Origin of the sequence: Staphylococcus pseudintermedius (assembly GCF_034042775.1) — a bacterium.
GTDB lineage: Bacteria > Bacillota > Bacilli > Staphylococcales > Staphylococcaceae > Staphylococcus > Staphylococcus pseudintermedius.
The window spans coordinates 2,205,362-2,229,226 of record NZ_CP120150.1 but is presented as its reverse complement, the minus strand read 5'-3'; the positions used below and the strand labels follow the sequence as shown (position 1 = coordinate 2,229,226).

The 23,865-nt window shown below is 37.5% G+C and carries 24 protein-coding genes and 3 pseudogenes; 14 read left to right on the top strand and 13 right to left on the bottom strand.

From position 1 onward, the window contains the following. The first annotated feature begins 172 nt into the window (after positions 1 to 172). Positions 173 to 307 carry an SH3 domain-containing protein gene (locus P3U61_RS12320; protein ID WP_082245604.1) on the top strand — a complete coding sequence of 45 codons (135 nt, stop codon included), beginning with the start codon at positions 173 to 175 and terminating at the stop codon, positions 305 to 307. Between the two features lie 252 nt (positions 308 to 559). Here P3U61_RS12320 and P3U61_RS10570 read toward each other — a convergent pair whose 3' ends face one another. After that, complete coding sequence (locus P3U61_RS10570) at positions 560 to 2,011, bottom strand: APC family permease (protein ID WP_063284864.1); 1,452 nt, start codon at positions 2,009 to 2,011, stop codon at positions 560 to 562. A 231-nt stretch (positions 2,012 to 2,242) separates the two neighbouring features. On the opposite strand from P3U61_RS10570, the gene P3U61_RS10565 reads away from it, so the two are divergent. Continuing rightward, on the top strand, positions 2,243 to 2,806 hold the full coding sequence (locus P3U61_RS10565) for a GNAT family N-acetyltransferase (RefSeq protein WP_014614700.1): 564 nt from the start codon (positions 2,243 to 2,245) through the stop codon (positions 2,804 to 2,806). Between the two features lie 233 nt (positions 2,807 to 3,039). On the opposite strand, the gene P3U61_RS10560 is transcribed toward P3U61_RS10565, so the two are convergent. After that, positions 3,040 to 4,209, bottom strand: coding sequence for a DUF418 domain-containing protein (locus tag P3U61_RS10560; RefSeq protein ID WP_065520693.1), 1,170 nt, complete (start codon positions 4,207 to 4,209; stop codon positions 3,040 to 3,042). 103 nt (positions 4,210 to 4,312) lie between these two features. Continuing rightward, positions 4,313 to 4,876 (bottom strand): TetR/AcrR family transcriptional regulator, encoded by a 564-nt coding sequence (locus P3U61_RS10555; RefSeq protein WP_014614699.1) that lies wholly within the window; start codon positions 4,874 to 4,876, stop codon positions 4,313 to 4,315. 126 nt (positions 4,877 to 5,002) lie between these two features. On the opposite strand from P3U61_RS10555, the gene P3U61_RS10550 reads away from it, so the two are divergent. The 5 genes from P3U61_RS10550 (at position 5,003) to arsC (ending at position 10,471) form a co-directional block, all read left to right on the top strand. After that, on the top strand, positions 5,003 to 5,650 hold the full coding sequence (locus P3U61_RS10550; protein ID WP_020220353.1) for an HlyD family efflux transporter periplasmic adaptor subunit: 648 nt from the start codon (positions 5,003 to 5,005) through the stop codon (positions 5,648 to 5,650). Between the two features lie 16 nt (positions 5,651 to 5,666). Beyond that, the gene (locus P3U61_RS10545) at positions 5,667 to 7,517 is read left to right on the top strand and encodes a DHA2 family efflux MFS transporter permease subunit (RefSeq protein ID WP_110179168.1); all 1,851 of its coding nucleotides are present in this window, start codon (positions 5,667 to 5,669) and stop codon (positions 7,515 to 7,517) included. 927 nt (positions 7,518 to 8,444) lie between these two features. Then, positions 8,445 to 8,765 carry an ArsR/SmtB family transcription factor gene (locus P3U61_RS10540; protein WP_014614696.1) on the top strand — a complete coding sequence of 107 codons (321 nt, stop codon included), beginning with the start codon at positions 8,445 to 8,447 and terminating at the stop codon, positions 8,763 to 8,765. Further along, on the top strand, positions 8,762 to 10,051 hold the full coding sequence (arsB, locus tag P3U61_RS10535; protein ID WP_323695696.1) for an arsenite efflux transporter membrane subunit ArsB: 1,290 nt from the start codon (positions 8,762 to 8,764) through the stop codon (positions 10,049 to 10,051). The genes P3U61_RS10540 and arsB overlap by 4 nt, the downstream gene beginning before the upstream one ends. 15 nt (positions 10,052 to 10,066) lie before the next feature. Then, complete coding sequence (gene arsC, locus P3U61_RS10530) at positions 10,067 to 10,471, top strand: arsenate reductase (thioredoxin) (RefSeq protein ID WP_014614694.1); 405 nt, start codon at positions 10,067 to 10,069, stop codon at positions 10,469 to 10,471. A gap of 299 nt (positions 10,472 to 10,770) precedes the next feature. Here arsC and P3U61_RS10525 read toward each other — a convergent pair whose 3' ends face one another. From P3U61_RS10525 to P3U61_RS10515, 3 genes and pseudogenes are all read right to left on the bottom strand, one after another. After that, positions 10,771 to 11,244 (bottom strand): hypothetical protein, encoded by a 474-nt coding sequence (locus P3U61_RS10525; protein WP_014614693.1) that lies wholly within the window; start codon positions 11,242 to 11,244, stop codon positions 10,771 to 10,773. A gap of 2 nt (positions 11,245 to 11,246) precedes the next feature. Further along, positions 11,247 to 11,983: pseudogene (locus P3U61_RS10520) on the bottom strand (SAR2788 family putative toxin). Positions 11,984 to 11,985: 2 nt separating this feature from the next. Then, entirely contained in the window at positions 11,986 to 12,297 is a 312-nt protein-coding gene (locus P3U61_RS10515) for a S8/S53 family peptidase (RefSeq protein ID WP_242444091.1), read from the bottom strand. 282 nt (positions 12,298 to 12,579) lie between these two features. Here P3U61_RS10515 and P3U61_RS10510 point away from each other — a divergent pair. After that, a pseudogene (locus tag P3U61_RS10510) lies at positions 12,580 to 12,777 on the top strand (IS200/IS605 family transposase); the annotation flags it as partial. 153 nt (positions 12,778 to 12,930) lie between these two features. Here the strand turns inward: P3U61_RS10510 and P3U61_RS10505 are convergent. Together P3U61_RS10505 and pta are read right to left on the bottom strand one after the other, a co-directional pair. Beyond that, entirely contained in the window at positions 12,931 to 13,767 is an 837-nt protein-coding gene (locus P3U61_RS10505) for a lipoate--protein ligase family protein (RefSeq protein ID WP_015728660.1), read from the bottom strand. Continuing rightward, entirely contained in the window at positions 13,767 to 14,756 is a 990-nt protein-coding gene (gene pta / locus P3U61_RS10500) for a phosphate acetyltransferase (RefSeq protein ID WP_014614688.1), read from the bottom strand. The genes P3U61_RS10505 and pta overlap by 1 nt, the downstream gene beginning before the upstream one ends. Positions 14,757 to 14,923: 167 nt before the next feature. Here pta and hemQ point away from each other — a divergent pair, with 167 nt between their 5' ends. Beyond that, on the top strand, positions 14,924 to 15,679 hold the full coding sequence (gene hemQ / locus P3U61_RS10495; protein WP_014614687.1) for a hydrogen peroxide-dependent heme synthase: 756 nt from the start codon (positions 14,924 to 14,926) through the stop codon (positions 15,677 to 15,679). 207 nt (positions 15,680 to 15,886) lie between these two features. On the opposite strand, the gene P3U61_RS10490 is transcribed toward hemQ, so the two are convergent. Together P3U61_RS10490 and P3U61_RS10485 are read right to left on the bottom strand one after the other, a co-directional pair. Continuing rightward, positions 15,887 to 16,225, bottom strand: a complete 339-nt coding sequence (locus P3U61_RS10490) for a type II toxin-antitoxin system PemK/MazF family toxin (RefSeq protein WP_096533121.1) — start codon at positions 16,223 to 16,225, stop codon at positions 15,887 to 15,889. Beyond that, a pseudogene (locus P3U61_RS10485) lies at positions 16,222 to 16,486 on the bottom strand (AbrB/MazE/SpoVT family DNA-binding domain-containing protein). The gene P3U61_RS10490 and the pseudogene P3U61_RS10485 overlap by 4 nt, the downstream one beginning before the upstream one ends. A 240-nt stretch (positions 16,487 to 16,726) precedes the next feature. On the opposite strand from P3U61_RS10485, the gene P3U61_RS10480 reads away from it, so the two are divergent. The 5 genes from P3U61_RS10480 to P3U61_RS10460 all read left to right on the top strand — a co-directional run bounded on the left by P3U61_RS10480 (position 16,727) and on the right by P3U61_RS10460 (position 21,151). Beyond that, entirely contained in the window at positions 16,727 to 17,482 is a 756-nt protein-coding gene (locus tag P3U61_RS10480) for a threonine/serine exporter family protein (protein ID WP_014614684.1), read from the top strand. Between the two features lie 12 nt (positions 17,483 to 17,494). After that, positions 17,495 to 17,956: a threonine/serine exporter family protein gene (locus tag P3U61_RS10475; RefSeq protein ID WP_014614683.1), complete on the top strand. Its 462-nt coding sequence runs from the start codon at positions 17,495 to 17,497 to the stop codon at positions 17,954 to 17,956. 579 nt (positions 17,957 to 18,535) lie between these two features. Continuing rightward, the gene (locus P3U61_RS10470; protein ID WP_101458333.1) at positions 18,536 to 20,077 is read left to right on the top strand and encodes an SLC13 family permease; all 1,542 of its coding nucleotides are present in this window, start codon (positions 18,536 to 18,538) and stop codon (positions 20,075 to 20,077) included. Positions 20,078 to 20,229: 152 nt separating this feature from the next. Further along, a complete protein-coding gene (locus P3U61_RS10465) occupies positions 20,230 to 20,562 on the top strand; it encodes a PadR family transcriptional regulator (RefSeq protein WP_096548189.1) in 333 nt (110 codons plus the stop codon). After that, positions 20,546 to 21,151, top strand: coding sequence for a DUF2812 domain-containing protein (locus tag P3U61_RS10460; protein WP_140240672.1), 606 nt, complete (start codon positions 20,546 to 20,548; stop codon positions 21,149 to 21,151). The genes P3U61_RS10465 and P3U61_RS10460 overlap by 17 nt, the downstream gene beginning before the upstream one ends. Positions 21,152 to 21,294: 143 nt before the next feature. On the opposite strand, the gene P3U61_RS10455 is transcribed toward P3U61_RS10460, so the two are convergent. The 3 genes from P3U61_RS10455 to P3U61_RS10445 form a co-directional block, all read right to left on the bottom strand. Further along, entirely contained in the window at positions 21,295 to 22,005 is a 711-nt protein-coding gene (locus tag P3U61_RS10455; RefSeq protein ID WP_063278857.1) for a trypsin-like serine peptidase, read from the bottom strand. Positions 22,006 to 22,210: 205 nt separating this feature from the next. Continuing rightward, complete coding sequence (locus P3U61_RS10450; protein WP_037543868.1) at positions 22,211 to 22,930, bottom strand: trypsin-like serine peptidase; 720 nt, start codon at positions 22,928 to 22,930, stop codon at positions 22,211 to 22,213. Between the two features lie 222 nt (positions 22,931 to 23,152). Continuing rightward, complete coding sequence (locus P3U61_RS10445) at positions 23,153 to 23,860, bottom strand: trypsin-like serine peptidase (protein WP_323695695.1); 708 nt, start codon at positions 23,858 to 23,860, stop codon at positions 23,153 to 23,155. Between the last annotated feature and the right edge of the window lie 5 nt (positions 23,861 to 23,865).

The following is a 23,865-nucleotide window of genomic DNA, read 5'->3' as shown; positions in this document are numbered from 1 at the left end:
GGCAAACAGTAACATTGTGACCCAAGGACAGTTAAAAATAGGGTATATCTATAGTGGTGGGTGATGCTAGTTTATTACTAAATGAACGTCTTTAATTTGAAGTTGGTATTATATCATTCCTAAGCTCTTCTCTGGAAAGCCCAACTGATGTGAAATATAGTCAATTAGAACGATGATGAAAGCTGGAGTCTTAAAAGCAAGACAAACAATGACTTATGATGAAGTTATGAAGCAAGACGACCATATTTGGGTAAGCTACACTGAATACTGGGAGAAGCGTTTACCTGACAGTAAGTGCTTGGGATAGATTAACAGGAAAATTCGGTGCTTTATGGGGAACAATAAAATAATAAAAGTTTTTCTATTAAACAAATAAAACAGTGATGAGGAATTCAATTATCAAAAGAAAAACTCGTCACTGTTTTTTAAAATACTATCATACATCAAAAACTTAAGGTACAGCAAGAGCGTAAATTTATTAAGAACAATCGTGAAAAAGCTAGATTTAAGACAAACATACTTTTTCGTTCTAGCATATCTTCTAACATTTCAAAACTGCTTATTCCTCTATCATTTTTTCAACATCACGTTTTCTCGTATCCAAAATCAATTGTGTCAACTCATCTTTATCCATACGACGTAATTTAGGTAAACGAATAAAGAAGAACACCAATCCGAGAATCGTCCAACCACCTAACGCAATATAGGATGGCATAGATAACGACGCCGGTGAAAATGGCAACAATAGTAACAGTAAAAAGATAAAGGCAAAAATTGAGCCAATAATCGCAAACACTTTATAAACCGGTCCGTAAGTTTGACTGTTTTGATTAAAGCTAAACAATTTCGCTGCTGCAAGGCATGTTACAAGGTAAGCGATAGATACCCCTGTAGATGACATATCGACAATCCATGTTAACGCGGTACGCCCTAACCATGGTGCTATCAATGTAATCGCAACTAAAAACATGATTGCAACGTAAGGCGTTTTATATTTTGTGTGTAATTGACTAAATAATGACGGCATAATGCCTGAGCGGCCCATTGAGAATAACAAGCGGCTTGAGCTTAACAAGAAACCGTTTAAGCCGGTGAAAATCCCCATAATAATCGCGATGCTTAATACCGCTAGACCAATCGTACCGAATGCTTCACGCGTTACCGAACCCGTCAACCATAAGTCGCTATTACCACCTGATAGCCAGCCTGTATATAAAATCATTAAAATATAGGTCAAACTCGCTGCAAGTAAACTATAAACGATTAATTTAAATGTTTTATTCGGTGAGAAATCAAATTCTTCTGCGGTTTGTGGGATATTATCGAAACCGACGTAGGCCCACGGTGCGACTGCGACAATCATAATAATCGCTTGGAACCATCCATAATGTGTACCATTATAAGGTTTTAAATGATCTAATGAATAGTTAGAACCAAAGAACGATCCGATAAAGAGTAATACGACGACAACGACCATTGCAACACAGAAATAATATTGCAATGAACCTGAAACGCTTGCCCCTTTAATCGCAATCAACATAAAAACGAGTAAAAGGATAGATGCAATTAAAATTTCAGTAATGTAGACATCCCAACCTGCAATCGTATAAAGTTTGCCAAATTCAATTACATCTGGCAGTAAAAATTTGATTAATAAACTGAACGCTGTCGCATTTAACGCGACGACACATATGTATCCAAACGTTAAAAACCATGCTGAGAAAAAGCTAACATAACGTCCAAACCCTAAAAAACTAAATGCAAAGCCACCACCTGACACTGGAAAGCGTTCGACTAATGCACCGTAACTTACCGCGATAACGATCATTAATAAGGCACCGATAAAAATACCGATTGATGCGGCAATAGGCCCGGATGATTGAATCCAGTCACCTGGTAAGATGAACGAACCCCAACCGATACATGAACCATAAGCAATGGCCCACACAAATTTTTCTGAAAGGTTTTGTTGGAGGTCACCACGATCAGGCTTTTGATTCTTTTTTTTCATTATTTTTCACCCCTGAATATTCTTATACCCCTGTTTTATTTTTTTATAACAACGAATTTCGACAGTTGGAAAATAAATGATAACCTAAAAATTGAAAAATTGCATTAAAAAAATGCGTTTTATAGATTGCGATTGACGCAAGTGCTTGTAAAATTCAGTTTGAAGACAAATTGTTTTAATTGTTGTATTTGTGTATAATAATCTGAAAACTAAAGGTAAGGGGTGAGTGGGGTGCAACATTTTAGACTCGCAGTGAATGACGACATTGATTTTGTTTACCCAACACTTAAGTATGCACCAGCGCTTTATAAAGTTATAAATCAAAATCGAGATCATCTCAAAACTTTTTTACCATGGGCAGAAACGATGACCTCTGTGGAAAAAGAAGCGGCATTTATGCAACAAACTTTAAGCTTAGTAGCAGAGGGGAAAGCGCTATTTTTCTTGATTTATAAACAAGATCAACTCATTGGGACAATTGATTTGCATGCTTGGAATGAAAAAACACGTAAGGCAGAAGTCGGTTACTGGCTTGCGAAAAGTGAAAATGGTCAAGGGATAACGACAGCTGCAGTACGCAAATTATGCGAAATTGCATTTACGGATTATCACCTCAATAAATTAGAATTGCGTGCGAATGTACGTAATATTGGTAGTAATCGTGTTGCAGAAAAAGTGGGATTTCGTTTCGTTGGGGTCAAACATGAAGATGACATTGAGGAAGGGCAATATGTGAGTGTGAATCATTATGAATGTTTGAAACGCGATTTTAATCATGTGGGATATGATACTTAATATATGTAAATATTACATCTTTTGTGAGACAATTCATAAAAAAACAATAAATTTCTAATATTTGTATCCCAAAATGATGCAAAACATGATACAGTAAGGGTAAGCAAAAGATATGACAGTAAACATATCATTTTGTGTTTTTCATTTTCAAAAAGTTCTCCAATAAAAGGGCCTGTTCACATTGATAGCGTAGCGACTATGAATGATTGAACAGGCCTGTTTAACGTGTGCGCTTATTTTGATGACATCGTTTTGACGCCGAAATATGTAACTTTTCGCCACACCCATTCGATGGGACCTTGTGTGAATTGACGTTGGTAGACATAACAAATCACAACTTGTACGAGGAAGAGGGCGAGCGCAAATAGATAAGTTTGATAAAGCGGTAATTGATTATAAAATCCAAGACCAAAACCTGCAAAAAAGAACATACAGACAAGCGTTTGAGATAGGTACACGGACAAACTCATTTTTCCAAGATAGCGGAACGGGTCGAGGAACTTTTGTGCTGTGTGATATTGCATCATATGGAAAAAGAGAAGCACGATACCGACAGATAATAACGGACCGCCCACTGTAAAACTGAACATCATATAGCCAGGGTTCGTGATAGCATATGCACCTAAGAATTTGATGAGCACCCCGATAATGATAAAAAGGCTGCCCCACTTTATCGCACGTGTCGGGTGTTCCTTGACCCAGGTGACGAAATGCCCTTTCATCGCTGCCATGCCTAACAATAAATAAGGGAAAATATCGAGCCAATCAAGCGTCAGTGTTGCTGCAATGTTGCTGAAATTATCTTGTGCATTATAAAGGAAGAAATCAATATAATGCACACTCGTTTGAGCTTGTAACACGTTGTTCAATTCTGCCTGAGACCCGCCACTGAACGGTAATTTCGCTTTTGTCATCCATCCCATGATAAGAAAGGGCAGACCCCAAATGACGACTTTGATTGCAAACAAAATGATCGCTGCATTTTTTAATCTTTTGACAGAGGATTTTGTGCACCACATCGCGCCAAAGCCCATCACCGCATATGTAAATAGAATATCTCCTGAATAAAAGAAAAACCCGTGGATTAACCCAAGTAACGCCAAAAAAATAAGCCGTCGTATCATCACGGGCTTAAATGCGATACCGCGTTGTTGTGTGCTGTTATATATGAGCATCAAACTGAATCCGAATAAGAATGAAAAAATCGGATAAAATGAACCAATAACAAGTAATGACACCACTCGAAACAAAAAGCCATTGACGCCTTGGAGTGCAACGTCTAAGCGGACATGCTCATAAGGAAAACTAAACACTAAAATATTCATGAGTAAAATACTAAACAAACTCATCCCACGCAACGCATCTAACTCAATGATACGTTGCTTTTTGGGGGTGGAAGCCATGATGCATAACCTCACTTTTCTTCTTTATTAAAAATTCGACAAAGCTTTGTATCATGTAGGTCAGTTGGATTGTATCACATGTGTGTCATGTCCGACAGTGAAACTATCTGCCCGTTTTAATAATGTTAGCATACAAAATTTGCGCCATATCGTCAGGAGATTCTTGACAACCTTGCATGAGCCAACTGTAAATAAGCGCAAGTTCACCGCCAATCGTATAGTTGATAAAATATTTGGATTGTTGCAATTGAGGCAGTTGATTTAATAACTTTTCATAAGCGTCACGCGTAAATTTTAAATATTGATGAATAGCTTTTAATTGCGGTTGTGTCACGATAATAGTCGTGAAAAAGGTTTGGTGGCGTTTCATATATTTAAACAGTAGACGAAATGTTTGGATGACACGCGCTTTTGCCTCTTCTAACGGGTAAGACTCAAACACTTTTGATGTATACAAAATAAGCTTTTCATACTTTGCCATATGATATGTCGTCAAAACATCAAACAATTGATATTTATCTTCAAATTGAGCGTAAAACGTTGAACGATGTACACCGCTCTCTGCACAAATCTGTTTAATGGTAATCTCATCAAAGGATTCCGTCTTTAATAATTCAATCATTGCCTTCACAATGCGCCGTCTTGCTTTTGATTTTGTTTTTCCCATATTATCACCATCATTATTATATTATAAATTTCAATCCGACACATTTGTCAAGATTGTCTGTATTTTTCAAAAGTGAATTATCTTATAATACAGAAGTTAAATTGATTGAGAAAAGGAGTAGTAAACATGAAGAAATTAATCATGATAAATATTGTTACGATTATCGTGTTAATTATCGGGGGGATTGTAGGATTTTATTTCTACAATCAATCCGTGAACTATATTAAAACAGATAACGCACAAGTGGACGGGGACCAAATTAAAATTGCCAGCCCAGTGTCAGGAAAAATGAGTAGCTTAGATGTTCGTGAAGGCGACACATTGAAAAAAGGGGATACTGTCGCGAAAGTACAAGGTGCAAGTCAAGGTGAAGCGCCACAAACGATGACGATTACGATGCCTAAAGCTGGGACAATCGCAAAATTAGATGGTCAAGAAGACGGTATCGCGCAAGCAGGTCAACCGATTGCTTATGCTTATGACCTTGACGACTTATATATCACAGCAAACATTGACGAAACAGAAGTAAAAGACGTTCAAAATGGTCAAGATGTGGATGTGACGATTGACGGTCAAGACGCAAAAGTAAAAGGTAAAGTTGATCAAATCGGTCATGCAACTGCCTCAAGTTTTTCATTAATGCCATCATCGAATAGTGACGGTAACTATACAAAGGTGACACAAGTGGTGCCTGTTAAAATCAAATTAAACAGCCAACCTTCTAACGGTGTTGTTCCAGGCATGAATGCTGAAGTAAGTATTCACAAAAATTAAGAGAGGGGGTCATCACATGTTTATGATGATTTACACCATAGTTGCTCTTATTGTGATTATCATACTGAACTGGACAATCATTCGAGGAAGAAAGAGACGATCACTTTCTCAACAACATCGTGACGTCACACCAGACACCACGCAACCTGAACGTGATGCACATCCGACGACACATACTTTTCGTTTAGATGAAGATCATCAGCATTCAGTAGCTTCGACACGTCAAAATCAAAGTGAAGAGGACGCGTTTCATACGACATCTGCTGAAAATGATGACACAAGTCTACATGCGACAGCGAATCAAAATAAAACTGCACCTCGGCCGGTCAATGAACAAGTAGCAGATGCGACACAAAATTATGTTTTTAAAAAAGGGGCCACACGTGGAAAAATTTTAACTGCGATGATTTTTGGGATGTTCATTTCTATTTTGAACCAAACCTTGTTAAACACAGCACTACCTCGAATCAACACAGATTTTAATATTTCTGCTTCAACAGGACAATGGTTGATGACAGGCTTTATGTTAGTGAACGGGATTTTGATTCCAATTAGTGCATTCTTATTTAACAAATATTCATATCGTCGCTTATTCTTAACTGCGATGTTGATATTTACGATAGGCTCACTCGTCTGTGGTTTCGCTTGGAGCTTTTCGATTATGATGGTCGGGCGTGTGCTTCAAGCGATGGGTGCAGGGGTGCTCATGCCATTAGGGACGAATGTATTTATGACAATCTTCCCACCTGAAAAACGTGGTATGGCCATGGGAACAATGGGGATTGCGATGATTTTAGCACCAGCCATTGGACCTACACTGTCAGGTTATATTATTGAAAACTATGACTGGCATACGATGTTCTTCGGTATGTTTATTGTCGGTATTATTTCACTCGCGCTCGCATTTGTTTGGTTCGGCATTTATCAAAAAACGACGAATCCAAAAGCAGATATTCCGGGTATCATTTTTAGTACAATTGGTTTCGGGGCATTGTTATACGGCTTTAGTGAAGCAGGTAACGATGGCTGGACGTCCACAAAAATTATCATTATGTTTATGATCGGAATCAGCTTTACGGTGGCGTTTGTCGTTCGCGAAATGACAATGAAAGCGCCAATGTTGAGTTTTGAAGTACTTAAATATTCAGGATTTACATTAACTGCAGTGATTAATATGATTCTCACAATGAGTCTTTTCGGTGGTATGATTTTACTACCACTTTATTTACAAAGTTTAAGAGGTTTCTCAGCGCTAGACTCTGGGTTATTACTGTTACCAGGTGCATTAATTATGGGTGTGATGGGACCTATAGCTGGTAAATTACTTGATACAATAGGGATTAAGCCGATTACGATTATCGGTTTAGCCATTACAACATATGGCACGTGGGAACTGACACAATTAACGATGGATACACCTTATCGTAGTATTTTAATGATTTATATTATCCGTTCGTTCGGTATGAGTTTTGTAATGATGCCGATTATGACAGCAGGAATGAACGCATTGCCGTCACGTTTAATCTCCCATGGTAATGCCTTAGTCAATACGATGAGACAATTAGCCGGCTCAATTGGTACGGCAATCTTAGTGACAGTGATGACGCAACAAACCGAATCACATTTGGCAACATTCCAACAAGATTTAGACCGTACAGATCCAACGATTCAAGATAGTTTGCAAGCCTTGGCCCAACAACTCGGTGGCCAAGAGCAAGCGATGGGGGCTATAATTAAATTCGTCAATCAGCTTGCTTCTGTTGATGGGGTCAACAGTGCTTTCTGGGTCGCGACGGCTTTAAGTGGTTTAGCACTCATTTTAAGTTTCTTCTTAAAGGGCAAATCACATTACATTTCAAACGAGTAGTCAATCAATACGTTTAAGAGATGGGTGTAAAAATTTTGATGTTATTGATGCAGTATTTTGTTAAACTTGCCCTCTCCGTACGATTTGTATTTTTGATTGCCTTCATGGCTTCTCTTTCCTAGGGGATGAAGGGAGGTTGTGACAAAAGCGCTTAGGATTTGAGCAGAACCGAGCGATGAGCAAAATTGCTTTCTAAATTTTGCCGAAATCGCGGGGATTCTGTCGAAAATCCTGCTTTTGGAACACCGTTTATTGATTCCCAGCGCACCCATTCATTGTAGATTTTGGGAGCAGTATAGAAATCTCATGTGTAACAAAGATTTCGTTGTACTGTACCCCGCAAGGCTGACTCGACTTCTCAAAAGCATGCGCCTTGAGAAGTCAGACAGCTACTGCTTTAAACGGTAGCCAATTTTAAAGTAAAGAAGTGACTGCTAGCAGTATGCACGCCTCCCCTCAGGAGTGTCAGCCTTCTGGGCAATCTTACACTTAATATAGCGAAACTGAGGGCAAGTTTTTGAAATCTGGCAAAACAATAGCATCTATTTTTATGACTTATTCACCTTCGATTTTTGACTATTATAAAATGTAAATGAATGATCATTTTATGCAGAGATAAATTGTTGAAAATTTATGTCTCATTCCTACTTGTATATGAAGTACGAGGGAGTGGGCGACAGAGGCATTGACGTCGGGTATATGAAACGAGGACTGGTGAGATTGAACTCAAATCTTGTCGGTCCTCTTTTTGTATGTCATAGCTAATAGCTGGCTGATGGCACAAACATAATCGAAAGGGACATGATTCAAAATGTTGGGTGAATGAGTAGCACCAATTATTAAGTCGTATTTTTTAAGCTTAAAAAAACCTACATAGACAAATGTCTATATAGATGTTAAACTATTTGAAGTTTAGGAGGTATATAGATGTCATATCAAGCACTTTCCAAAATATTAAAAATTTTAGCTGATCCGAGTCGGTTAGAAATACTCGATATTCTTTCTTGTGGGGAATTGTGTGCTTGCGATTTGTTGGCACACTTTGATTTTTCGCAACCTACGCTCAGTTATCATATGAAGGCTTTAGTCGATAACGAGTTGGTTTTTACAAGAAAAAGCGGTAATAAACGCCTGTATCGACTGAATCGCGCATTGTTAGAAGCGGTTAATGCAAACATCAACTTCATTCACACTGCTCACGAACGCTGTATATGTCACGATATCATATCGGGTGAATGTGGCGCATGACATTTTTAGCAATTGTTATTTTCCTGTTCACTTTAGTTTTTGTGATTTGGCAACCTAAAAATTTAGATATCGGTGTGACTGCATTAATCGGTGCATTTTTGGCGTTGGTTTCAGGTGTTGTCAGCTTTTCTGACGTAGTTGAAGTTACTGGAATTGTATGGAATGCGACGATGACATTTATCGCTATTATTTTGATTTCGCTCATATTAGATGAAATTGGATTTTTTGAATGGTCTGCAATACATATGGCCAAGGCAGCAAACGGTAATGGCTTGAAAATGTTTGTTTTTGTGATGTTATTGGGTGCAGTAGTGGCAGCATTTTTTGCGAATGATGGTGCGGCCCTTATATTGACACCGATTGTTTTAGCGATGGTCCGCCATTTAGGTTTTAATCAAAAGGCGGTTTTCCCGTTTGTGATTGCAAGTGGGTTTATTGCTGATACGACATCGCTCCCGTTCATAGTAAGTAATTTAGTCAATATTGTTTCCGCGGATTACTTTGATATCGGCTTTATTCAATATTTGAGTCGTATGTTTATTCCTAATCTCTTCTCGTTAATGGCGAGCATTTTCATTTTATGGCTATATTTCAAAAAATCAATACCTCGAACATTCGACACTCAAAATTTAACATTACCCAAAGAGGCGATTAAAGACCACAAATTATTTAATGTGTCGTGGACTGTTTTAGCATTACTACTCGTGGGTTATTTAGTGAGTGAATTTGTAAAAATCCCTGTATCTTTCATTGTGTCAAGTATTGCATTGATATTCATTTTGTTCGCACGCCAATCCAAAGTTATACGAATCAAACAGGTGATTAAAGGTGCACCATGGCATATCGTTCTTTTTTCTATTGGGATGTATTTGGTGGTTTTTGGTTTGAAAAATGCAGGGATTACAACGATTTTAGCGGATATATTGACGCATATTTCGAGTTATGGTTTATTCAGTAGCGTGATGGGTATGGGATTTATTGCAGCATTTCTGTCTTCTATGATGAACAATATGCCGACTGTTTTAATAGGCGCTATTGCGATTGGCCAAGCTGATGTGGTAGGTGCAATTAAAGAAGGCATGATTTATGCGAATGTCATTGGTTCTGACTTAGGACCTAAAATGACGCCAATGGGTTCTTTAGCAACATTATTATGGTTACATGTATTAACTCAAAAAGGCGTCAAGATTTCATGGGGGACATACTTTAAAATCGGTATCATCACGACGATACCCGTATTATTTATTACACTTCTAGGTTTATACCTGACATTCATTCTATTTTAAGGAAGAGGGTTGAAGATGCATAAGAAAACCATTTATTTTATATGTACTGGAAACGCATGTCGCAGTCAAATGGCTGAGGGATGGGGCAAACACATATTAGGTGATGATTGGGATGTTTATTCTGCTGGGATTGAAACACATGGCGTGAATCCACAAGCAATCAAAGCAATGGAAGAGGTCGGTATCGATATCTCGTCTCATACTTCAGACTTGATTGATCCTCAAATCATCCAACAATCAGATTTAGTGGTCACGCTATGTAGTGATGCAGACCAAAATTGTCCGACGATACCATCACACGTTAAAAAAGAACATTGGGGCTTTGATGATCCAGCGGGAAAAGATTGGTCAGAATTTCAACGTGTGCGAGATGAAATTGGCGAGAAAATTAAGGTGTTTCATGCACATACAGAAAGCTAGAATCATGTTAACGTGATGCCTTTGAGGCCAATAGACAGGGCATAACATAACTATGAAGTGATATGAAGGCGCAATCAATAGATGACAAGAAAAGCAGGCGGGGGATGTTCCCGAACCTGCTTTTTCTATAGTTGAATAAAAGTATACGATGCGCTATGCATAGGGTTCCGGAAAGGTTCTACCGTTGTATTAAAACAGGCACCTCAACATGCTAGAATAATATTTGGTCAGCTCCATAGGGCTTTTTCGACAGTCTAATACGATACTACAAATTGCATAGTGTTTTCATGATATATGAATTAAAAATTAAACTTAGTATTTAACATTTTAATCAATTCTTCAGAAGCGCTAATTACATCAATAGTATCAACACCAATTTTTAATAAAGATGTATCATCATAAAAAATGATAAAAGGTTGAATCTGACTATTCTTGATATACATGCAATAATTTAACACTTCTGTAATATCTATATCATATATACTAGAAATGATATATTTTTCATAATCGCAATGAATATTTTCATGCCAATTCTTTATATTAATATACCATCCAAGCCGAGTCACTTCTCTTTTACAATAAGGTGAGATAATTTTTGATAGGAATGAACTATTAATTTTTGACTTAAATGATAATCTCATTATTTCTGCAAGGTCTCTCTTTTGAATCGAGTTAATATCCCATCTTATTTTGTAATTATCTTCAACTTGAAAATAAGGACTTTCACTGTTTAAGTCGAATTGAATTACTAGATTTTTTAGTTTAATATCCATTATTAATCTCCAATTCTCTTCAAATTAGCATCATATGTGCCACTACGCGTTTTTTATTGCCCAATTTCTTAATACTACTAGCTCCTTTCCAAGCTCCACCACTATGGTTATCGGTGTCGGGAGTTATATACATTGGGTTACCTCGTTTATTTCTTTTAAACACTTTTTTACCGTGGGAATAAGATTTTGTTGGCGAATAACCTAACTTTTTAGCAGCTTCAACAGCAACCTTTGGGCTTGTACGAATCATAGATGTTACAACATTTTTACCATACTTTTTTATACTATGCTTAGCTAAATACCCAACTAAAACACCAACAACTGGCCAAACAGAAGCATTGACTTTATGTGTATCATATACAATCTTATCACCTGTGGTTTTGTCAATAAATTCAGCAGAGAAATTATTTTCGTTAACTAATCTAGTAAATTTGATATCAAAAGTTTTGTCAATATCATTGCCGTATTTATCTTTCAAACTGGCATCGGCCGTAATAGTATCAGTGCCTTCATTATGTTCTAGCCTACTTTCAATTGTTAAATCTTTAGAATTGTAATTATTTTCAACTATATTAGAGTCGGATGTTGAGTACGAATTAACATGAACATGATTATCTTTTATTTGTATGTTTTCATTCTCTATATTCTTCTTAGTTAATACTTCTGCTGCATCAACGATACCTCCGTATATAAATGTTACAACAAATGCTAATATGCTAGCTAAAATTTTAAATTTCATGTTTAATTCTCCTTATACTTTAATGGGTATTTTTTAATTATATCTATAAAATTTTTAGCGGAATCAGTATTGGCAATTAAATAAGATGTAAAATAAGCAGCAGAAAAAGAAGATCCACTGTCTTTAACAATTTTATCTTCTCCATTTAAAGTATATACATCCGCACCAGGGGTTCTAAAATCAACATTTTTATTTGGAGAATAAAGGAAATTTTGTTTGTCCTTATCAATTGCTGCAATAGAATACACTTCTTTAAAACGAGCTGGAAAATCACTTTTGCTATTTAAATTATTCCCAGCTGCACTAACTAATATGATACCTTTGTCATTTGCCTCTTTAATGACTCTGTGTAAATCAGAAATGTAAAAATCAATGTGCTATTTTGTGTATTTGCTCTATTTTATTCAAAATGTTAATAAAAATAATAAAATACATTAAAGCAAGTTTTGCTAGCGCGCTTTTCTCTCATATATTATTATTACAAACTAATTAATTCTATTATTAATACGATAGAACTAATTAGTCGTAAAATCATGAGAATATGCAGTGCTGTGTCAGGTATCATAAGAAATAAGTGTAGATTCAATGTGTTTAATGTTTTTGATAAACATGCACATTTGAAACATAGGTATGGGAATAGAAAATTTTGGTGCATAGGTTTTTATGTAGATACGGTTGGAAGAAATAAAAAGGTAATAGAAGAATGTATTCGAAATCAACTACAAGAGGATATCGTAGTAGAACAGCTCACAATTATGGAATACATAGAACCATTTACAATTTACAGGGGATGAGAATAAAAAGTTGAGGAAAAATAGAATACTTTTAAGGATCGCTGAGAAAGTAGTAAAGTTGGCTGATTTTCTCAGAGCCCTTAAAAGTGATGGCCAGTAACAGATGCTTTTGGACTCAAATCAATACCACCCGTTCACACGGGTGGTTTTGATTTAATCCAATTTTGCATTCATTTTCGCGTTACGATCGAGCATGCGTTCATAATAATGTTCATACCGTTCCCATTCGTGTGGGTTCATTGGATCCATATTTAAACTGCCACCTAAATCCTTAATCGCATAGAGTAGTTTAAACATGACATCTTGCACGGTGATTGGACGGCCAAGTAATTCTTCTAATGACGCCATACTAGATGGATGAATGTCTGGATAAGTAAACTTCGTCTTTTCACCTTTCAATGCGCGTTCATAAAAGGCACGCATCAGTTCTGCACGCTCACTTCCTGAACCTTCGACGCACAAGTAAATTTGAACGGCGATGCCACCACGAACACGGCGTTGTGAAATACCGGCAAATTTTTGATTGTTGATACTTAAATCAAACTTGCCTGGGCAATACGAATGCGTAATTTCATGTGTCGCTATCTCCGTAAAATCATCTTCAAACATTTGACTCATCAACAAATACATGACTGTAAATGCCTCATCAATAGTCACTTCAGTCTTCCCTTTGAACATTAAGGAAATATTTAAAATGCCTTGATCTAAGACGACACCGAGACCGCCTGAGTTACGCACAATCGCATTATAGCCACGTTCATCTGTTAAATATTGAATACCATCTTTCAAATAAGGCAAACGTGAATCGTGAATGCCTAAAATAATCGTATGTTGATGTACCCATGTCCGCACAACACTAGGAGATAAGTCCGCGCCGACACTTTCTGAAAAGGTGTCGTCAAAAGCGAAAGACTGCATGGGCTCTAAACCAGAAGAATGGTCCACATAGCGCCATGTGTGACCATTAAAATATTTATGTGCTAAATCCATTATTGTAAACTTTGAGCTGCTGTAATAATAGATAAGTTGTAAACGTCTTCTGTAGAGCTACCGCGTGATAAGTCATTCACAGGTGAGTTTAAACCTTGTAGGACAGGACCAATGGCATCATAACCGCCTAAACGTTGCGCAATTTTGTAACCAATGTTACCTGCTTCAAGACTTGGGAAAATAAATACGTTTGCGTCGCCTTGGATTTTTGCATCAGGTGCTTTTTTCTTAGCCACTTCTGGTACGATTGCAGCATCAAATTGGAATTCACCATCAATAATGACGTCTGATAAGTTTTCAGCGTCGATTTTTTCTTGTGCCAATTTTACAGCTTCAGCGACTTTTTCAGTGTCGTCTGATTTTGCAGAACCTTTTGTTGAGAAGCTTAACATCGCTACACGTGGGTCCATGCCGAAGCTTTGTGCAGTTTTCGCGCTTTCAACCGCAATTTCAGCTAAGTCTGATGCGGCTAATTCAGGGTTAATCGCACAGTCACCGAAAATAAATTGTTGATCTTCTTTAATCATGAAGAAAATACCTGATGTCTTAGAAACACCTGGTTTTGTTTTGATAATTTGAAGCGCTGGACGAACAGTGTCTGCTGTTGAGTGGGCTGCACCGCTCACTAAACCGTCAGCATGACCTGCATAAACAAGCATTGTACCGAAGTAGTTCACATCATTTAATAACGATTGTGCTTGTTCTTCAGTCGCTTTCCCTTTACGACGTTCTACAAATTGTTCAACGAGTGTTGCTTTTAGGTCGCTCGTATCAGGTTGGATGATATTTAAACCTTCAATATTTAAAGATTTTTCTGCAGCAAGTGCTTTAATTTTGTCAACATTCCCTAATACGATCGGCGCAACATAGTCAGAAGCTTGTAAATCAACAGCGGCTGTTAATACACGCTCATCTTCTCCTTCTGGTAATACGATACGCACATTTTTACCTGAAAGTTTGTCTTTAAGTACATCTAATAAACTAGACATAATGGTCCTCCTCTGCTTTCCTTCATCGATTTTCCACCTATTATTATACGGCATTTATAGTGAGATTTCCATGACACTAATTTGTAATCATTTAAATCGTTGTGTCTGAATTATTTATGATAAAATTTAGTTTGTACAGATAATATTAATTCTAAGGAGTGTTCTGAATGAGTCATGCAGCGGAGACTTTAGATGGTTGGTATAGTTTACATTTATTTTATGCGATAGATTGGGCATCTTGGCGTTTAGTGCCACAAGAAGATAGAGCAGACATGATTGCTGAGTTTCATCGTTTAATGGATCGGTTGAAACAGGCGCAATCAGAGGGACAAGGTGACCAAGTGTTATATAACGTAACAGGTCAAAAAGCAGACTTACTGTTATGGGTGTTACGTCCAGAAATGAAAGATTTAACTGAAATTGAAAACGAAATGAATAAGTTAGCTATTTCAGACCATTTCATTCCGACGTATTCATACGTATCTGTTGTAGAATTAAGTAACTATCTTGCAGGGGATTCCAATGAAGATCCATACGAAAACCCACATGTGAAAGCAAGATTGTACCCAGAACTACCAGAAAAAGAATACATCTGTTTCTATCCGATGAATAAACGTCGTAATGAGACATATAACTGGTACATGTTATCTATGGAAGAACGTAAAAAATTAATGTACGATCACGGGATGATTGGTCGTAAATATGCAGGTAAAATTAAGCAGTTCATTACTGGTTCAGTAGGTTTCGATGATTTCGAATGGGGCGTGACGCTATTTGCAGATGACGTGCTCCAATTCAAAAAAATCGTTTATGAAATGCGCTTTGATGAAACGACTGCACGTTACGGTGAATTTGGCAGCTTCTTCGTTGGTCACCGTTTAGATACAGCACGTTTTGATGCGTTAATGACAATTGAACATTAATGAAGGGAGGCAGTGTACGTCGATATAAGGGCGACACTGTCTTTTTTGATATGGAAGAAAAATCGATCATTTTCGCTGGATTAAATGGTCTTGTGAATTAATCGTTGCTTGGAATTTCCATTAGACTTAAGTATTATCAAAGCAATCATGACGTTTGATTGTTTAATCCTTTCTATTACTATATTTTTTAAAAATTTCTATCACATTTTAGTAGTTTGGATTTAAATATGTTTGTATTGCTTTTAAAACTTTATTTTTTAGATTGTCTTGTAATGCATCTTTATAGTGATGTTGGCGAGCGTTTAAGTCTAAAGCACGTATTTGAATCGTATCTATCACGCCAGATACCAGTCCTTTTTTGGTTTTAAGTTCTATATCGGTTGGATAACGCAACTCACGATTTATGATAGGTACAACCCATACAAATTCAGTGCCGTCAATCATCATTTGGTTATTGATCACTAAACAAGGTCTTATGTTTTGTTTTTCACGACCGCGAGTTGGATTTAAATCAATGTAAATGATGTCAAATTGTTTAATACTCATATTTCACGACCCACACTTTCGCCGAACTCTACTTCTGATTCTTGATACTTACCACCATTTTGGAAGAAGTTTTTGATACTATATAGATACTTCTTTTTTAGTAATGAACAGCCCGCCATTTATTTTTTGTACTTCAACTGTATCGCCAATCTCAAAATCAACGGATTGAATCGTTTTTTTACTTTAACTCATAGCTTGACTATTTCCGTTTTTAAGAATGCGTTCGGTCGATTTACTTACATCGTTAAATGTTTGAGTCATTTTTATCATCTCCATAAACATATTACAATAAAAGTACTTACTTATGTAAATACAAAAAGTGAAAGGTTTGAGGAAATGATTATGCTATAAGCGATACATCTATTTTGATAGGGGTGAGTGGCGTTATCATCTATCATAGCAATCTCAACGCAAATCGGTTATAATTTTTAAACTAAGTGGCAGAGTATGGGCCTTTCCAATTTGGATGCAGATAGAAATACATAAAAGTAGGTGACGGAGATGACGCGATACATACCCACAGATCGAGAGGTTACGAATCTGGTGACATTGGCAGGGCGTATTTTATTAGAATGTGGTGCTGAGGCGACGCGTGTGGAAGATACGATGACGCGAATTGCACAAAGTTACGGATATGAAGAGACACAAGGTTATGCGCTCAATATTTTTATTAATTTTTCATTATCCCCGGACCACGAAACACGTATGGTAAGGATTAAAAAGAACGACACGAATTTAAGGAATATTTATTTAGTGAATCACGTTTCGCGTCAAATTGCACGGCAGGCGATTGATTTTAAAGAAGCTTATGCAATGTTGAAACAATTAGAACATAAGCAGCAACGGTATGCATTGGGGCACAAAATGTTGTTTGCGGGACTGATCTCGATGGGCTTTTTATATTTACAAGGTGCCACATGGGTTGACCTACTTCCTGCAGTGCTTGCCGGCGCAATGGGCTATTTCGTGACAGAATGGATGAAAAGTAAAGAACTCACATTATTTATTCCCGATTTTTTAGGCGCCATTGTGATTGGGTTAATTGCGATACCGTTAAATCATTGGTTGGGTAGTCCTAATATCGGTGCCACCATTACTGCAGCGGTGATGCCGATTGTGCCGGGCGTCTTAATTACGACAGCCATTCAAGATTTATTCGGACGTCACATGCTGATGTTTACCGCCAAATTTTTAGAAGCGATTGTCACATCATTTGCGATTGGTGCAGGTGTAACGACAGCGTTTCTCATCTTGTAGGAGGTGGCAACCATGACGATAGTATTTATTTTCATATGTAGCTTTTTAACCTCTTTTTGTTTTGCATTTGTATATGATGCGCCGAAACGGTTGTTTTTACCGGCTGGTTTATGCGGCGGTTTCGGCTATTTAACATTTCATATCGCTTTTGAAATATTCAGCATCGATAGCATATACGCGAGTCTGTATGGTAGTTTCGTTCTCGGCATCATTTCGCATGTCATGGCGCGTCAATATAAATCGCCCGTGATTCTATTCATGGTGCCCGGTATTATTCCGCTAGTGCCAGGAAGTATATTTTTTAAAGCGACCCAACAATTATTGACATTGAACTTTAATGAAGCGAGTGACATCTTCGTTCGTGCTACATTGATTGCTGGCGCGATTGCGGTCGGATTGTTAATTTCGGATCAAGTGGCGAAGTCATTTATTCGTAAACCGATTGCGATATTGAAGTTGCCTGCTAAAAAATAGTGTAAAGATTTCAGGTTAGTGGCTGTATATCACTAGAAAAACGCCAGTATAGATGGAGGGAATGAAACTTCAACCTATGCTGGCGTTAGTAATGTGTTAACTTTTGGGCTTCTCGATTAAAAATAAAGAAATAAATACAGTTAAAAGGGCAACGACCAAAGAAAACACTACGGTCTCAAGAAAATAATCATACGTGGGCCTAAAATAGCGCGCTGTGCAATAGACTAAAAAATAGACTACCCCTATTTTAAGTGCATAAATGAGTTTCTCCATCCCATCACCTTCTTTATCACGCTGTCCAGTGGCACTGAGTACACATGAACTTGTGTGTTTTTTTCAATCAAACTTTGCTATCGTTGTTCTCTTTATCACAATACCCTATTTTTTAAATGATGGTCCATTTTTGAGTGAATATTTTCTGTATTGGATTGAATCATATTTAAATGGGGTGTTCAATAGAAATATGCCATCAAAGAAAGCGCTTAACTTACTCTAGATACACAATCGTCAAATATGCTATACTATTTAAAAAATTAATACAATTTGGGGTGTTCTATTGAAAACAAAGGGGGATGCATCATGAACAATCCAAACGAATCAAGATTGTTAACTTTTTTTACGGACAAAAAGAAGGATCCATCGTACACATTGGCTCAATCAATCGGACTCGTCCTCGGACCATTATTGTTTGCATTGATTTTACTTTTTGTTCGACCAGATGATTTAGCTTTCAAAGGGGTTTACGTCCTTGCGATTACAGCTTGGATTGCGATTTGGTGGATTACAGAAGCCATTCCAATTCCAGCGACAAGTTTATTGCCACTCGTGCTATTGCCGTTAGGACATGTCATGAACAGTGCAACCGTGTCCGCGCAATACGGGAATGATATCATTTATCTCTTCTTAGGTGGTTTTATACTAGCCATTGCGATGGAACGTTGGGACTTACATACACGTATTGCCCTCACGATTATTAGCAGTATTGGTACAAGTACAGGGCGCATTTTACTCGGTTTCATGGTCGCAACGGGTGGTTTATCGATGTTTGTATCGAACACAGCTGCGGTAATGATTATGATTCCGATTGGTTTGGCGATTATTAAAGAAGCCAATGCATTGAAAACAGAAGCGGATAGTGATGAAAGTATTCAAAAGTTTGAACGCTCACTTGTGCTCGGTATCGGTTATGCCGGCACTATTGGGGGCTTGGGTACGCTTATTGGAACGCCGCCTTTAATCATTTTAAAAGGGCAATACGCGACAAACTTTGGTGGCGAACTGAGCTTTGCGAAATGGATGATTGTCGGTATACCAACAGTCATTTTACTGTTATTTTTAGCATGGCTGTACTTCAAATTTATCGCGTTCCGTCACGATATGAAGACATTGCCAGGCGGTCAAAAGGTCATCAAAGACAAATTGGACGCGTTAGGTAAAATCAAATATGAAGAAAAAGTCGTATTTCTCGTCTTTTTATTAGCGAGTTTTTTATGGATTTCACGTGAATTTTTATTATCTAAATGGGCTTTCACAGAACTCGTGGCAGATGGTACGATTGCGATGTTCGTGTCCATTTTACTATTTTTAATTCCAGCGAAACACCAACATCAACGCATTTTAGATTGGTCTGTCGCTAAAGAATTACCGTGGGGCGTACTCATTCTATTTGGTGGCGGTTTAGCCTTAGCTAAAGGGATTCAACAAAGTGGACTCGCGGCTTGGCTCGGTGAACAGTTGACATTGTTAAAAGGGGTCAGCCCGCTTATTATCGTCGTTGTCATTACCGTGTTCATCTTGTTCTTAACGGAAATCACATCTAATACAGCGACAGCTACGATGATTTTACCAATATTAGCGACACTTTCTGTAGCGATTGACGTGCACCCATTACTGTTAATGGCGCCTGCAGCGATGGCCGCTAACTGTGCATACATGTTGCCCGTAGGGACACCACCGAACGCAATTGTCTTTGGTACAGGTAAAATTCAAATTAAAGAAATGGCAGTCAAAGGTTTTATCATGAACTTAATTAGTATTGTCGTGATTATCGTCGTCGTGTACTTTATCATGCCGCTCGTGTTAGGTATTGATATTACTCATAGCATTCCAGTGAAAAAATAATACAAATGCATATATCCATAGGCGTTGAACCATTGTCTGAGTTCATTGACAGATGACAGTGTTCAATGCCTATTTTTTTCTGGTTGACAATTATACAGTCGAACTATACAATTAAACTATACAGTTAAACTATATAATGTGTGGTGAAATAAATGAAAAAAAGACCTCAACTTGTACCGTTATCCGAAACAATGCATTACATTTTATTAGCATTACGACAACCCTTGCATGGTTATAGTGTGATGACTTATGTCCAAGAGTTAAGTTTAGGACAAGTACAAATCGCTGCTGGCACATTGTACGGGGCATTAGAAAATTTAAGTAAACATGGCTATATTCAAATGATTAGCGATCCGAAAGAACGACGCAAAGTGTACCAAATCACAGCACGAGGCGAAGAAATTTTGAAACTTGAAACAGAACGCTTGCAACATTTAGTGTCACTTTATCAACAAGGAGGGTCTTCAGATGAAAGTACGTTATAAAAAGTGGAAATGTTTTTTTGATCCCCTCAAAGAAGAACGATGGCTTAATGATCAACTTCAACAAGGCTATCGTTTAACCAGAGTGTCATTTTTTGGCAATTATTATTTCGAAAAGACCAATGAATCGCATATCGTACGCTTAGATTATCAAGAAATTTATAGCCGCCAAAAAATGAATGATTATCTTGCTTTATACGAATCATTTGGTTGGGAGCACGTACATGGGTACCGCGGCGGTTGTACGAATCAATATTGGATGAAGGCAGGGGACGAGACAGAAGTGTTGTTTTCTGATCGAGAGTCTTTAAGCAATTATTACAAACGCTGGCTGAAATTTTTGGATGCTTTGCTTTTAGTATATTTCGCATTATTCGTGACGAACTTGACGCAAAATCATTACAGTAGAGACATTTTTTTAACGCCGGGTTTGTGGGACATGGAAGGTGCACAGTTTTGGCTTGCATACTTGTTTGAGTTCCCATTTGCGGTAATGCGCTTTTTAGGATACTACCTTTATTTCATTTTATTGATACCGCTATTTGTCGTGTATCATCGATTCAAAAAGAAATTGAAAGAACTTATTGTATAAGGAAAACATTCATCTTTTCTATGTGTAAAATAGTAGGGCACATTGTTTTAATTTACAGTTGACCCCATAACGAAGAGGCTGATTGTGATGCATCAGCCTCTTTTTTGCCATGAGTATTAAGGGACAAGTGAAACGGTGAAGTCCTAATTTGCGTTTTTGTTAACCCAATCTGCAATTTCTTGGTTGAAAGGAAGGACGTTCCCTTCGTAGTCTTGTGTTCTTGTGATGATAATTCCTACAAATCGACCATCTTTTAAGAAAGCACCCGATCCTGATTGCCCTTCATGAGTGGGTAATGTTGTACGAAGGATAGGCTCGTTCTTTTGATAAAAACTTATTTCACCATCACTGCGATATTGCTTATAACCGCTAAATTTATACGGGTAACCATAAGAGTATGTTTCAAGGCCGACGAAACTGTCAAGCGTGTCATCTGTGAAACCTGTAACAGCTGTCTTGAATGGTTTAATATAGTAATGATAGTCTTTACTTTGGTCTTTCTCAGTCCCTTTCAATATGGCGATATCATATTTCGAGTTTGGAATGTAAGTGCTAATATTCATATAACCAAAAGGTGTTTTTAATCCTGACTCGCCTGGATAAATCGTCCCATTGTATGTTGTAGGATGATTCCCGCCACAATGTTTAGCGGTTAATGCAACAGTTGATGAAATCAGTATGGCAGTACAATGCGAGTGATCTGCAGACTCGTATTTGGCGGTATATTTACTGTGAGGATCTGCGACTGTATCAGGGACGATGACTTGTGTTCCTTTTTTGGCAAAAGCAGCGTCAACAGGGGAAAGGATAAAGCAAGCTAAGGACAATAAAAGTAGCAATTGTAATTTTTTCATATGAGCACTCCTCTAATTGTTTTTATGGAATAATTATTCAGGAAGATATGAAATTATAAGGGCAAAGTTGTAACGAAATATAACAAGTTGAATTGTGTTGCACAGCACTCACCACTTTCGATATTGAAGTCATCACACCCGTCCAAGGGCGCTATTCATAGATGAGACGCTGAGACTTGAAGCTTAACGTTGAGAAATCATCCATCTACGATACAGGCCCGTTACTGTTTGTGTTAACCCAGTCTGCAACTTCTTGAGTGAAAGGAAGAAAGTTTCCTTCATAGTCTTGTGTTCTTGTAATGAGAAGTCCAACAAATTGACCATCTTTTTTGAAAACGCCGGATCCAGATTGTCCTTCAAAAGTAGGTAGTGATGTCAGAAAAAGTTTGTTATTTTTTTCGTAAAAATTCATTTTGCCATCGCTACGGTATTGTTTGTATCCGCCATATTTGGATGGATAACCATAGGAATAAACATCTTGGCCAATGAAGGAACTTAGTGTTTCATCTGAGAATGCTGTCACTGGCGTTTTGAACGGTTTAATATAGTATTTATAAGCATTAGTTTTGTCTTGTTCAGTCCCTTTTAATATTGCAATGTCATAGTCTGGGTTTGGAATGTAGGTACTAATATTCATATAGCCAAAAGGTGTGCTCAACCCTGATTCACCTGGATAAATCGTCCCGTTATATGTCGTGGGGTGATCTCCGCCGCAATGTTTAGCAGTTAATGCGACACTGGAAGAAATGAGAATGGCGGTACATTGTTTATGCGTGCCAGATTCGTATCTTGCAGTATATTTACTGTGAGGATCAGCAACTGTATCTGGTACAAGGACTTGTGTTCCTTTAGCGTAAGTAGCATCAATAGGGAAGAAGAAAAAGCATACTAGTGACATTAATAGTATCGAGCATGATTTTTTCATGTTATCACTCCTTTAATATTTGATTATTTAATATATTAAAAGAATCACCTTAAAATTTTATGAAATAACAATCCTGTGGAGCTATAAAATGAAAAGCGTGCGATGGTGAATGACGCAATTTTTTTACATTTAAGTTATAACAAAAGTAAGAGGATAGGGTGATGTACCAGTCTCTTTGGCATGAATGATAAAGAATAGGAAGATTACACGATTACAGCAACCTTAATTTGCGTTTTTGTTAACCCATTCTGCAATTTCTTGAGTAAAAGGGAGTACATTTGCTTCGCCATCACTCCTTCTTCCAATGATAATGCCGACAAATTGTCCATCTTTCTTGAAAACGCCCGACCCCGATTGTCCTCCAAGAGCAGGCATATCCGTAACAAGAAGAGGAGGTTTAACATAAAATTTAATAATGCCATCACTTCGATATTGCTTAAAAAAGCCATCTCTGTAAGGGTAGCCATAAGAATATACTTCTTGACCAACAAAACCTCTTAATGCGTCATCAGAATAACCAGTAACTTGTGTAGTGAATGGTCTAATATAGTATTGATAGGCTTTACTTTGATCTCTTGAAATTCCTTTGATTACTGCAATATCTTGCGTTGGATGTGGAATGTAGTTCCTAATATTCATATAACCAAAAGGCATAAGTGGTCCTGATGCGCCTGGATATATCGTGCCAGCGGGTGACAAGCGTTGAGTTCCTCCACAATGTTTAGCAGTCACTGCGGCAGTTGAAGAAATGAGAATGGCTGTACAAACACGACGAGTACCAGACTCGTATTTGGCGGTATATTTACTGTGAGGATCTGCAACTGTATCAGAGACGACTTCTTGTGTACCTTTTTTAGCAAAAGCAGTATCGACAGGTAAAAGGACAAAGCAAGCTAAGGACAATAAAAGTATCAATTGTAATTTTTTCATGTTGT